The organism is Rhodopseudomonas sp. BR0G17 (assembly GCF_010907025.1).
GTDB lineage: Bacteria > Pseudomonadota > Alphaproteobacteria > Rhizobiales > Xanthobacteraceae > Rhodopseudomonas > Rhodopseudomonas palustris_H.
Window position 1 is genome coordinate 1 of sequence record NZ_QUML01000063.1, and the last position, 11,315, is coordinate 11,315.

Sequence of the window (11,315 nt, forward strand, 5' to 3'; positions counted from 1 at the left end):
CCGAGATTTACACGTAGGGGGTCGTCGGCAGCGTCAGATGGGTATAAGGGACAGAGCAGGGCCCGGATGGTGCGGCCAGCGAGCTTCTTGTCGCCGGTCGGCAGGTAGATCAGGTCCGAGCCGCCATTGGTCGCAACCACTAGATCCGGCTTTGCCGGATCTTTGCCGAGCACGCCGTTGCCGGCCTTGGGGTGCGCATTGTCGCCGACCGGCGCGTTGCCGTTGTTGGGATCGAACAGCGGCAGCTTCAGCGCCTTCGCCAGATCGATGGCGAGGAAGCCCATCGGCAGGAAGCCGGCCGGGGTGTCGTCGTAGCTCGCCTTGGCAGACGGCGAGGTCTTGCTCTGCTTCGAGATCGTCGAGAAGCCGTGGTCGGCCGAGACGATGATGTTGGTCGAGGCGGAGAGCCCGAGCTCATCCAGAGCTTTGCGCAATTGCGCGAGGTTGTTGTCCGCATTGCGGATTCCGGCCAGCGAAGTCGGCCCGTTAATGCCGGGTGTCAGCTCGTTCAGGCTATCGCCTTGATTGTGCTGGCTTCCATCCGGATCGCGGGACCAAAACACCAGCACGAAAGGCTTGCCGCGCTGCTTGAACAGCGGCAGCACCGCCTTGGCAGCGACGTCGGCGAAATAGGCCTGCTGCACGACGTTTGCGACCAGCGTGCCGGGCGTCTTGGCGTCGCCGGCCTTGGCGTTCTCGCCGCGGGCCGGCGGCTTGAGCGGCAGCCCAAGCTTGTCGAGCTCGGCCTTGAAGTCGTCGGGTAGCGGCACGCCCTTCGGCGAACCGGTCGCATCATCGATCACGATCGAATGCGGACCCGGCTTGTCGGCCCGGTCGGTGTGGTCGAACAGCAGGGTCGGGCCGAGCTTGCCGATCGCCGCGGTGCTCAGCCCCTTGTCGCGGGCGAGCTTCAGCAGGCTTTCCTCGTTGAGGTAATTGCCGTCGAAATGATTATCGATGTCGCCGAGGACGTCATCGTTCTCGATGAACGGAACCACGGTATTACCGGCCGGCGGAACGCTGTAGCCGGTATAGATGGTGTTGCTGAAGGTGCCGGTGTCGCCGAGATAATGCCCGGTCGCCATCGCCGAACCGTTCGCCATGGTGAAGGTCGGAAACAGCGAATGCGGATTCTTGAAATTGACGCCCTGATCGCGGAGCGCGGCCATCGCCGGGGCGGTCTCCGGGCTGACGGACTTCGCCCGCAGACCGTCGGGAATGAACAGAATCAGGTTGCGGGGCGGAGTGTTCTGGGCGAAAGCGGTGGAGACGGACAGCAGGCAGAGGCCCGCGGACAGTAGGGCGAGTGTGCGGCGCATGACAGGGCCTTGGGTTGATTGGGGCCCACGCTGGGGACCCCTTCGCAATATCTAGTTTTCCCCGGCGACAGAATTGTTACAAGCACACCCGCAATGCCCCGTCGCTGCCCCGCCCGGGACAGCAGAACCATCCAAGGTTGCAAGAAAAAGAGCATGTTCAAACGAATTCTGATCGCCAACCGCGGCGAGATCGCCTGCCGGGTCATCAAGACCGCGCGTCGTATGGGTATCGAGACGGTCGCCGTCTATTCCGAGGCGGACCGCGACGCGCTGCACGTCGAAATGGCCGATGAAGCGGTGCTGATCGGCCCCCCGGCGGCGGCCGAGAGCTATCTGGTGATCGAGAAGATCGTCGAGGCCTGCAAGAAGACCGGCGCCGAGGCGGTGCATCCGGGCTACGGCTTCCTGTCCGAGCGTGAGGCGTTCGCTAAGGCGCTGGCTGAGGCCGGCATCGTGTTTATCGGTCCGAACCCCGGCGCGATCGCCGCGATGGGCGACAAGATCGAGTCCAAGAAGGCCGCCGCGCAGGCCAAGGTTTCGACCGTGCCTGGCTTCCTCGGCGTGATCGAGGACGACAAGCACGCGGTGAAGATCGCCGACGAGATCGGCTACCCGGTGATGATCAAGGCCTCCGCCGGCGGTGGCGGCAAGGGCATGCGCATCGCGCACTCGCGGGCAGAAGTCGCCGAAGGCTTCAACCTCGCAAAGGCCGAGGCCAAGGCGTCGTTCGGCGACGACCGCGTCTTCATCGAGAAGTTCATCGTCGATCCGCGCCACATCGAAATCCAGGTGCTCGGTGACAAGCACGGCAACGTCATCTATCTCGGCGAGCGTGAATGCTCGATCCAGCGCCGCAATCAGAAGGTGATCGAAGAGGCGCCGTCGCCGCTGCTCGACGAAGTCACTCGCCGCAAGATGGGCGAGCAGGCGGTCGCGCTGGCCAAGGCCGTGAACTACGACTCCGCCGGCACCGTCGAATTCGTCGCCGGCCAGGACAAGAGCTTCTACTTCCTCGAAATGAACACCCGCCTGCAGGTCGAACATCCGGTCACCGAAATGGTCACCGGCATCGACCTGGTCGAGCAGATGATCCGCGTGGCGGCCGGCGAGAAGCTGGCGTTGGCGCAAAAGGACGTCACGCTGAAGGGCTGGGCGATCGAGTCCCGCGTCTATGCGGAAGATCCGTTCCGCAACTTCCTGCCGTCGATCGGCCGCCTGGTGAAGTATCGCCCGCCGGCCGAGAGCGCAGCCTCCGGCATCACGGTGCGCAACGACACCGGCGTGCAAGAGGGCGGCGAGATCTCGATGTTCTACGACCCGATGATCGCCAAGCTGGTGACGCACGGGCCGTCGCGCGCCGCGGCGATCGAGGCGCAGACCCACGCGCTCGATGCGTTCTACGTCGACGGCATCCGCCACAACATTCCGTTCCTGTCGGCGCTGATGACGCATCCGCGCTGGCGCGAGGGCAATTTGTCGACCGGCTTCATCGCCGAGGAATTCCCGCAAGGCTTCCATCCGCGGGTGCCGGAGGGTGAAGTCGCCCGCCGCATCGCTGCCGTCGGCGCGGCGATCGACCGGGTGATTGGCGAGCGCAAGCGCAAGATCTCGGGCCAGATGATCGGCCGCGCGGTGATCCGCGAGCGCCGCCGCTGTGTCTGGCTGGAGCGCAGCGAAGTGCCGCTCGACGTGATCCGCGAGGGTGAGGCGTTCGTCGTGCGCTTCGCCAATGCCGACGGATCGCTCGGTCAGCCGCACCAGTTGCTGTCGTCCTGGATGCCGGGTGATCCGGTGTGGGAAGGCACCATCGACGGCCATCCGGTCGCGGTGCAGGTCCGCGCGATCCCGAACGGCTTCAAGCTGGCGCATCACGGCTACGAAGTGTCGGTCAACGTCTTCACCGAGCGTGAAGCCGCGGCCGCGCGCTGGATGAAGGAAGCCGATAAGGCCGACACCGGCAAGAAGGTGCTGTGCCCGATGCCGGGCCTGATTGTGTCGATCGCGGTGACCGAAGGCCAGGAGGTTAAGGCCGGCGAGACGCTGGCGGTGGTCGAGGCGATGAAGATGCAGAACGTGCTGCGCGCCGAACGCGACGGCACCGTCAAGAAGATCCACGCCGCGGCCGGAGCGACGCTCGCGGTCGATGCGCTGATCCTCGAGTTCGCGTAAGCCCGCCGTGGCCTGGCGCGACCGCCGCAGCGCATTGCGGGCAATCCTCACCGGATCCGCCTGCGTGCGCCCGGCGTCTGTGTACGATGCCATCTCGATCCGGATCGCCGACGACCTCGGCTTTCCGTTCGGGATGTTCGGCGGCTCGGTGGCCTCGCTGGCGATCCTCGGAGATCCCGACATCGCGCTGATCACGTTGACCGAGCTTGCCGAGCAGGTGCGGCGGATGAGCCGCGCCGCGGCCCTGCCGGTGGTGGTCGACGCCGACCACGGCTACGGCAATGCGCTCAACGTTCGCCGCACCGTCGAAGAACTCGAAGCGGCGGGCGCCGCCGGGCTCACCATCGAAGACACGCTGCTGCCGCAGGCCTACGGCGAAGCCAAGCCGCAGCTGGTGTCGCGCGAGGAGGGGCTCGGCAAGATCAAGGCCGCGCTCGATGCGCGGCGCGATCCCAACCTGGTTATTTTCGGCCGCACCGGTGCCTGCTCAATCACCTCGCTCGATGATGCGATCGAACGCGCGCTGGCCTATGAGGCCGCTGGCGTCGATGCGTTGTTCTTCACTGGCGTGAAGACCCGCGCGCAGCTCGAAGCGATCAGCGCCGCGACCACGCTGCCGCTGGCGCTAGGTAGTCCGCCGGCCGAGCTCGGCGACTTCGATCATCTTGCGGGCAGGCGTGTCCGCATTGCGGTGCAGGGCCATGCGCCGATCGCCGCTGCGACCGAGGCCGTGTTCAAAACGTTGTCGGCGATCAAAGCCGGCGCGACGCCGAAGCAATTGACCGGGCTCGCCGGCGCCGACCTGATGGACAAGGTGACGCGCGCCGACGTCGTCACCGATCGGGGCGAACACTTCCTCGGTGTGAAGCGCCGATGAGCGAGATCATCCGGCAGGTGACGATCCGCGGCCGGGTGCAGGGCGTCGGCTATCGGGCCTGGCTCGCTCACACCGCCGAGGCCATGGGTCTGCAAGGGTGGGTCCGTAATCGCCGTGACGGCAGCGTCGAAGCCACTCTGGCCGGTGGCGACCACGTCGTCAGCGAGATGATCGCGCGATGCCAGCACGGCCCATCGGCGGCGCGGGTCGAAGCGGTGGTGGCAGAGACCGCACAGCCTGACGCCCTGAACCTGCGTCAGCCGGGCGAGCGCTTTTCGATCCTGTCGACCCTGTGAGACTGGCGCGACGCTGGCTTAGCCTGCGATCTGCCGGAACGTTGCCGCCAAGGTCCTGAGCGCCGCGCGGCGGCTCGCATCGCTGACGCGGGAGTGCAGCACGACCGGCGACGCAGGCAGGCGTGGCAGCTTCAGTTTGGCACCGACATCGACGAGTCCGGGCGGCGCGATGCGTTTGGCCAGCGGTGCGACGGCGAGGCCGGCGAGCGCGGCGGCGACCACCGCACTGACGCCGCCGCCGACGAACACTTCGGTCCATGGCACCCTGGCCTTGTCGAGCGCCCGCACCGCGGTTGCCCGTACGCCGCACGGCGCAGCGAGCGAGGCCAGCGCAACGGGCGCGCCGTGGACGAGATCGAAATCGGGCGCTGCGAACCAGCCGAATTCATCGCGCAGCAAGGTCTCCCCGCCGCGTCGCCCCGCGCTTTCGCGGATGCAGATCGCATCCAGCTCTGCGCGATCGAACGCATCGACTAAGTCGCGCGAGAACCCGATGTTGACTTCGATCCGCAGGTCGGAGCGCCCTCGGCCAAGCCGGGCCAGCAGCGGCACCAAATCCGGCCCGGCGACGTGGTCGCTGATACCAAGCCGGAGTGACTGAACGATCACGCGCTCGCTGGCAACCGCGCGATCGTTGTTGTCGATCAGCGCGCGGGCCCGATCCAGAAACGCCGAGCCCTCTGCGGTCAGCCCGACCGAGCGCGGCGAGCGCTCCAGCAGTCGCCGTTCGAGCAGTGCCTCCAAGCGCTGCAGCCGCATGCTGATTGCCGCCTGGGTGGTGCCGAGCGCTTCGGCGGCCCGCGTGAAGCTGCGCAGGTCGGCGATTTGGACGAAGGCGCGTACCGCGGCGATGTCGAGGTCGATCATCTCATCATCAAAAATCGTTATGATTGAAACGCGGATTGATACTGTAGCGTGATCCGTGGGCGAGGTCTAGCTTCTGCGGCATCGAACACTTGTTGAGAGGAGCTACCGATGCCGCTGATCACCGTGCATTATTCGACGCCGCGCCCGACCTCGGAACTGAAGCCGCGGATCGCCGCCGCGGCCAGCGATCTCGCCGCCACCATCCTGCACAAGGATCCCAAGGTGACGGCGGTGATCATCGAGCAAGTCGATCCGGCCGACTGGTTCGCGGCCGGTGCCTCGTTGGCGGATCAGAACCTCGCCAGCTTTTGGCTCGACATCCGGATCGTCGACAGCAGCAACACCAAGTACGAGAAGGCGGAATTCATCGCTGCGACCTACGCCCGCATGGGCGAGTTGCTCGGACCGCTGCATTCGGAGAGCTATGTCCACGTCAACGGCGTGCGGGCCGATGGCTATGGCTTCGGTGGTCTGACCCAGGAGCAGCGCTATATCGCGCGCAAGCTCGCAGCCGCACCGAGATCGGCAGCCGTGGCGTAAGCGCGCGCAAACGCTGTGGCGGTTAGTTCCGCCGCCGCGTGGCAGTGAACGGCGCCGGCCGGTCCTCCGTGCTCGTCGGGCTAATGCGCTCCATCATGGTGCCGGCGCGGGAGGCGCTGTAGCCGAGCAGCCACTGCTCGAACGCAGCCGGCGCCAGTGCCGGCGCATACAGGAAGCCCTGGGCGACGTCGCAGCCGAGCTCACTCAGGAGCTGGAATTGAGCGGGGGTCTCGACGCCTTCGGCGACGACGCTGAGGGCGAGGCTCTGGCCGACCCGCACCACGGTGGTGACGACGGCGCGGGCGGTGGGGCTGGTCTCAAATTCGCTCATGAAGCCGCGATCGATCTTGAGCTCGCGGATCGGCAATTGCGCCAGCCGGTTGAGATTGGAATAGCCGGTGCCGAAATCGTCGAGCGACAGCCCGACCCCGATCCGGCGCAGCGCCATCATTGTCTCGTGCGCGGTCGAGCGGTTGTCCTGGGCGACGCCTTCGGTGACTTCGAGCATCAGAGCTTCGGGCGGCAGGTGATAGGTCGCCAGCGTGTCGGCCACCAGTGTCGGCAGCGCCGGATTCTCGAAGTTGATCGGCGACAGATTGACGGCGACGCTCGGCACCTCGAGTCCCTGGTCGCGCCATGCCCGCATCTGCCGGCAGGCCTCGCGGATCGACCAGCACGCGATCTGGTCGATCAGGCCGCACTCTTCGGCGAGCGGAATGAATTTTGTCGGCGGCACCGGACCGAGCGCCGGATCGTTCCAGCGCGCCATGGCTTCGACGCCGTGCAGCGCGCCATCGCCGGTGCGGATCTGCGGCTGGTAATGCAATTCGAGGCGGCTGTTCGCCAGCGCCGAGCGTAGCGCGGCCGCATAGGCCATCCGCTGCTCCGCCGCGCCGTGCATGTCGCAATTGAATAGCCGGTAGGTCGAGCGGCCCGAACGCTTGGCGCGATACATCGCGGTGTCGGCCTGGTTGATCAGCGTGTCGAGGTCGGTGGCGTTGTCGGGATACAGGCTGACGCCGATGCTGGCCGACATCGGCACTTGGCTGTTGCACAGCGCGAACGGCACCATCAGCGCCTCGCTGATCCGAGCCACCACCGGTTCAATCTCAGCCGGCTCCCGGTTCGGCAGCACGACGACGAATTCGTCACCGCCGATCCGTCCCACAACGTCGCCGGGCTGGACCTGATCGCGCAGCCTTCGCGCGAACTCGATCAGGAATTCGTCGCCGGCGGCATGACCCAGCGTGTCATTGATGTCCTTGAAGTTGTCGACGTCGAGAAACGCCAGCGCAACCGTGCGGCCCTGCGGGCAGGCCGCGGTCGCGGCCGCGATTAGATCCCGCAGCCGGGCGCGGTTGGGAAGGCCGGTCAGCATGTCGAAATAGGCAAGGCGCGCGATCTGCGCCCGCGACTCCATGCGCTCGATCGCGAGCGCTCCGAGATGCAGACAGGCGTCGACGATGCGGTGATGCCAATGACTCGGCGGCCGGCAGGCACGGAAATAGAACGCGAAGGTGCCGATGACGCGGCGGTCCTTGGCTTTGACCGGCGACGACCAGCAGGCGCGCAGCCCGATTTCCAGTGGCTGCTTCTTGAACGGCTGCCAGCGCGGATCGGTGTCGATGTCGAGCGCCAGCACCGGTTTGCCGAAATACGCGGCGGCACCGCAGGAGCCGACCTGCGGGCCGATCGAGACGCCATCGAGCGCGCGCGAGTAATCCTCGGGCAGGCTCGGGCCACCGAGCGGGTGCAACAGCCCCTGCGCGTCGACGTGCAGGATGGTGGAGACCACGTCCGGCGCGATTTTCTCGACAAAGCGGCACATCCGGTCGGCGACGTCGGTGATCGGAATCTCGTCGGCGAGCGCGCTGAGCGTCACCTGCTGCAGCATGCGCAATTGCCGGGTTTCCGAGATGTCGGTCAGCAGCGCGAAGACCTGTGTGACCTGACCTTGCGCATCGTGCAGCGCCTTGACGTCCGCCGAGATCCAGATCTCGTCACCATTGTGATCGTAAACCAGAACCTCTTCTTCGCCGCCCTCGGCATCGGCGATCCGTTGCTTCAGATTGGCGATCGTCCGGCGATTGGTGTGGCGGCCGACGAGGAGGTCGATGACGTTGCGGCCTTTGACATCTGCGGCACTGTAGCCGAACAGGCTGGTGAAGGCGGCGTTGGTGTAAAGCAGCTTCAGATCGGCGTCGGTGACCAGCACCGCGCGGGTGGTGCGGTCTGCGATCGATGAGATCTGTTCGATGCCTTTGCGCCGTTCCATCTCTGGCGTGATATCGCGCGCGGTGATGAGTGTGTAGTTGTGGCCGTATGTGCTGATCGTCGACTGCGTGAGCTCGGCGCTGATGATCTGGCCGTCTGGTCGGGAGATTTCGAGGGTCGCGACGCCGTTCGATGTAGCGGGCGGGGAGAAGGCACCGGAAGCGGGATTCGATGTCATGCCGTCGAGGCCGAGGATGCCGGTAGTACGGCCGACGACGTCCGTGCGACGGATTCCCCAAATCCGTTCTGCTGCTCGGTTGAAAAGGCAGACATTGCCAGTGTCATCGATAACGACGGCAGCATCGCGCGTCTGATCGAGCGCGGCGCGCCACAGCGACTGATTATCGGGAGAACTGGTGGGGCGTTGGATCATTCTTCAAACGAGGTACTAGGACAACTACGAGGGTGGCGCGGCCGCGGCTAATGAGACCGTCGCTGATCTATCCTTGCTAACGTGACGAAAGCGTTGTCAGTGCCGCGCGGCGGGAACCGAGCGGTTTCATCCTTACAATTCCGTTGCTGGAGTCTGTGACTCGACGCGACGGCCGCTGGTGTATCGAGCTTTACGGCCGATTGTGACTGTCGCGGTTCCGGCGAGTCATCCCTTCATGCGCGCGGATCGATGCCGGCGGAGGAGGTCAGGCGGTCTCGGTTGTTGTCGCGCGGGTTTCGCCGAAGATGGTCTCGAACGCCGCGCGGAGAGCGATATCCACGTCGGTCATCACCACGGGCAGGCCGAGGTCGACGAGGCTGGTGACGCCATAGCGCGGATCGCTGATGCCGCAGGGGACGATCGCCTTGAAATGCGACAGGTCGGGTTCGACGTTGATGGCGATGCCGTGCAGCGACACCCAGCGTTTCAGCCGGACGCCGATCGCCGCGATCTTGTCCTCGTAGCCGTCGCCTTTATCCGGGCGGCGGACCCAGACGCCGACCCGATCCTCGCGACGCTCGCCGCGGATGTTGAAGGCATCGAGGGTGGCGATGATCCATTGTTCGAGCGCTGCCACATAGGCGCGCACGTCCGGGCGCCGGCGCTTCAGGTCGAGCATCACATAGGCCACGCGTTGGCCGGGGCCATGATAGGTCAGCTGGCCGCCGCGGCCGGTGGTGAATAGCGGGAAGCGCTCCTCCAGCAGGTCGGTGGCATGGCCGCTGGTGCCTGCGGTGTAGAGCGGCGGGTGCTCCAGCAGCCAGACCAGCTCGGGCGCGTCGCCCGCTGCGATCGCCGCGGCCCGTGCCTCCATGGTCGCCACCGCCTCCGGATAGTCGACCGGCGAATCGGAAATCCGCCATTCCACCGCCGGCGAGCCCACGGCGGGCTTCAAGGCGGTCCAATCCAGCGTCTGGCGGGGGGAAGTGGGGGCGTTAATCATTGGATAACCATAACGTGGTGTCGTCGACCACGTCTTCGTTCCTCAGGCAAGTCAGTCCGGGTTCCAGTGCCGACACTCGATAAAGTTTCCGTCGATCTGATGGTGGTTCTCGGGACCACCTCAATGCCGATCCACCAAGTGCTGCGGCTGAGCCGCGGCGCCATCATCGAACTGGACGCCACCGAAGCCGACGAGGTCAAGATCCTCGCCAACAACATGCCGATCGCTTCCGGCATGGTTTTGGTCGATCGCAACCGAATTGCGGTCGAGGTCAAACAGATGTTGCCGCGATCCCCAGATCGAAGGTGATCTGGCCTTGTGGCCTCATCATTGTTTTGTTAAATGGGCGCCGTCGATCCGGTCGGCGATGCCCGAAACCGGTCCCAAGCGCTCGTGGCGGAATTGGTAGACGCGCTGCCTTGAGGTGGCAGTGAGTAAAATCGTGGGGGTTCGAGTCCCTCCGAGCGCACCACTTCCGCGCCGGCCGTGCAGCTCGGCGCACCCTTCCCAAACAACCTGACGCCCCGGTCTCGCGCATAAGAACTGCGAGAACGTTGGCATTAGATGCCGAAGCCCGACGTCAGAACAGGCGGGGATCGAGGGTGAACGGCTCGATGTCTGCGATTCGGATCCGGTCGGCGCCAGGATGCCGGTGGTTGATCAGAACATTAAGGTCCGGTGATCCCTCGATCGGGACGATCGCGGATGGCACCCGCAGCAGCGGGGCTGTGAGCGAAGCCTGCCACGCATTACCGCGCTGCTGCGTCCAGCTTTCTCGACGTCGCCAGTCGGTCGGAAGGGCGGAAAGTGGCACGTCGTCGACGGCCAAGTCGTCCGGTGCTTCGTAGCGCACCATCATCAGCTCAGGCAGCAGCAGCGGGTCTTCGACGTGCACCAGCTTCTCCAGCACACAGAGAGAGGGCGATGTCGCGCAGTAGGTGACGGGCCGGCCGACGGTGTTCCAACGGCCGTCGAAGAGCAGTCCATAACCGCCGTCGAACGCCCGAGCGTGACGGGCGAGAGACAGTCGCCACAGGCGCATCAGGCGGCTGCGCCCCAAGCGATCTTGCCGAGCACCATCTCGATCAGCCTGGCGCCAGCCTCGGTTTGCGCGACGGTGAGGGGTGTTTCGCCGTTCAGCTCAGCCAGAGGGCGGCGAAGCCAGAGGCTGGCCTTGTCCAAACCGAACGTGTCCTCGGCGAGGCTCTGAATGCGCAGCAAGCGAACGGCCCGGTCGGATTCGTCGATCGTGAGCGGCTGATTGCGCTCGGCACGGTGTCGGCGTGTCCGCTGCGGGATGACGAACTGCTCGATTTCCTGATCGCTCAGGCCGGCGCGGCTCAATCCCTGGAGGGCGGCGAGGGGGAGCCGGTTGCGGACCACCATGGCCAAGTCTGCCTGGGACCGAACCGTTGCACCGAGTACCGGCTTGCCGCCGAGTTTATCCGCGACCGTTTCAATGATGGACATCGTCTGCCCCACCTATAGCGTCGGCAATATGCCATCAATTTAATGGCAGATTGCCGGACGGCAAGGGGCGGGTGCGGTAACCGGATCAGTGATTGAGCGGGCGAGGGCGGCTGCTGGTGTCGAGGGG

At 65.5% G+C, this 11,315-nt stretch carries 11 protein-coding genes and 1 tRNA gene; 6 read left to right on the top strand and 6 right to left on the bottom strand.

Annotated features, from left to right (window positions below; genetic code table 11):
• Positions 1 to 1,319: alkaline phosphatase family protein (locus tag DY467_RS24810; protein ID WP_164639678.1), on the bottom strand; the 1,319-nt coding region annotated here is incomplete at its 3' end.
• Positions 1,320 to 1,472: 153 nt separating this feature from the next.
• On the opposite strand from DY467_RS24810, the gene DY467_RS24815 reads away from it, so the two are divergent.
• The 3 genes from DY467_RS24815 to DY467_RS24825 are packed head-to-tail and all read left to right on the top strand — an operon-like array spanning position 1,473 to position 4,661.
• Positions 1,473 to 3,488, top strand: coding sequence for an acetyl-CoA carboxylase biotin carboxylase subunit (locus DY467_RS24815; protein WP_107345023.1), 2,016 nt, complete (start codon positions 1,473 to 1,475; stop codon positions 3,486 to 3,488).
• Between the two features lie 7 nt (positions 3,489 to 3,495).
• Complete coding sequence (locus tag DY467_RS24820; protein ID WP_164639680.1) at positions 3,496 to 4,365, top strand: isocitrate lyase/PEP mutase family protein; 870 nt, start codon at positions 3,496 to 3,498, stop codon at positions 4,363 to 4,365.
• Positions 4,362 to 4,661: an acylphosphatase gene (locus tag DY467_RS24825; protein ID WP_164639682.1), complete on the top strand. Its 300-nt coding sequence runs from the start codon at positions 4,362 to 4,364 to the stop codon at positions 4,659 to 4,661. The genes DY467_RS24820 and DY467_RS24825 overlap by 4 nt, the downstream gene beginning before the upstream one ends.
• Positions 4,662 to 4,679: 18 nt before the next feature.
• Here DY467_RS24825 and DY467_RS24830 read toward each other — a convergent pair whose 3' ends face one another.
• A complete protein-coding gene (locus tag DY467_RS24830) occupies positions 4,680 to 5,528 on the bottom strand; it encodes a LysR family transcriptional regulator (RefSeq protein ID WP_164639683.1) in 849 nt (282 codons plus the stop codon).
• A gap of 108 nt (positions 5,529 to 5,636) precedes the next feature.
• Here DY467_RS24830 and DY467_RS24835 point away from each other — a divergent pair, with 108 nt between their 5' ends.
• Positions 5,637 to 6,068, top strand: coding sequence for a tautomerase family protein (locus DY467_RS24835; protein ID WP_164639685.1), 432 nt, complete (start codon positions 5,637 to 5,639; stop codon positions 6,066 to 6,068).
• A 22-nt stretch (positions 6,069 to 6,090) separates the two neighbouring features.
• Here the strand turns inward: DY467_RS24835 and DY467_RS24840 are convergent, their stop codons facing one another.
• Both DY467_RS24840 and lipB read right to left on the bottom strand, forming a co-directional pair.
• Positions 6,091 to 8,715: an EAL domain-containing protein gene (locus tag DY467_RS24840; protein ID WP_205502788.1), complete on the bottom strand. Its 2,625-nt coding sequence runs from the start codon at positions 8,713 to 8,715 to the stop codon at positions 6,091 to 6,093.
• 265 nt (positions 8,716 to 8,980) lie between these two features.
• Positions 8,981 to 9,718, bottom strand: coding sequence for a lipoyl(octanoyl) transferase LipB (lipB, locus tag DY467_RS24845; RefSeq protein ID WP_164639687.1), 738 nt, complete (start codon positions 9,716 to 9,718; stop codon positions 8,981 to 8,983).
• A 66-nt stretch (positions 9,719 to 9,784) separates the two neighbouring features.
• On the opposite strand from lipB, the gene DY467_RS24850 reads away from it, so the two are divergent.
• Positions 9,785 to 10,027 carry a FliM/FliN family flagellar motor switch protein gene (locus tag DY467_RS24850; protein WP_011158713.1) on the top strand — a complete coding sequence of 81 codons (243 nt, stop codon included), beginning with the start codon at positions 9,785 to 9,787 and terminating at the stop codon, positions 10,025 to 10,027.
• A 78-nt stretch (positions 10,028 to 10,105) separates the two neighbouring features.
• Positions 10,106 to 10,190: transfer RNA gene (locus DY467_RS24855), tRNA-Leu, on the top strand.
• Positions 10,191 to 10,298: 108 nt separating this feature from the next.
• Here DY467_RS24855 and DY467_RS24860 read toward each other — a convergent pair.
• Entirely contained in the window at positions 10,299 to 10,760 is a 462-nt protein-coding gene (locus tag DY467_RS24860; protein WP_164639689.1) for an RES family NAD+ phosphorylase, read from the bottom strand.
• Positions 10,760 to 11,188, bottom strand: a complete 429-nt coding sequence (locus DY467_RS24865) for an Xre family toxin-antitoxin system antitoxin (RefSeq protein ID WP_164639691.1) — start codon at positions 11,186 to 11,188, stop codon at positions 10,760 to 10,762. The genes DY467_RS24860 and DY467_RS24865 overlap by 1 nt, the downstream gene beginning before the upstream one ends.
• Positions 11,189 to 11,315: the final 127 nt, after the last annotated feature.

Bases quoted from the DNA above. Each gene is read 5' to 3' on its own strand.
- DY467_RS24815 (WP_107345023.1), top strand. From the start codon at position 1,473: ATGTTCAAACGAATTCTGATCGCCAACCGCGGCGAGATCGCCTGCCGG.
- DY467_RS24825 (WP_164639682.1), top strand. From the start codon at position 4,362: ATGAGCGAGATCATCCGGCAGGTGACGATCCGCGGCCGGGTGCAGGGC.
- DY467_RS24830 (WP_164639683.1), bottom strand. From the start codon at position 5,528: ATGATCGACCTCGACATCGCCGCGGTACGCGCCTTCGTCCAAATCGCC.
- DY467_RS24835 (WP_164639685.1), top strand. From the start codon at position 5,637: ATGCCGCTGATCACCGTGCATTATTCGACGCCGCGCCCGACCTCGGAA.
- DY467_RS24840 (WP_205502788.1), bottom strand. From the start codon at position 8,715: ATGATCCAACGCCCCACCAGTTCTCCCGATAATCAGTCGCTGTGGCGC.
- lipB (WP_164639687.1), bottom strand. From the start codon at position 9,718: ATGATTAACGCCCCCACTTCCCCCCGCCAGACGCTGGATTGGACCGCC.
- DY467_RS24860 (WP_164639689.1), bottom strand. From the start codon at position 10,760: ATGCGCCTGTGGCGACTGTCTCTCGCCCGTCACGCTCGGGCGTTCGAC.
- DY467_RS24865 (WP_164639691.1), bottom strand. From the start codon at position 11,188: ATGTCCATCATTGAAACGGTCGCGGATAAACTCGGCGGCAAGCCGGTA.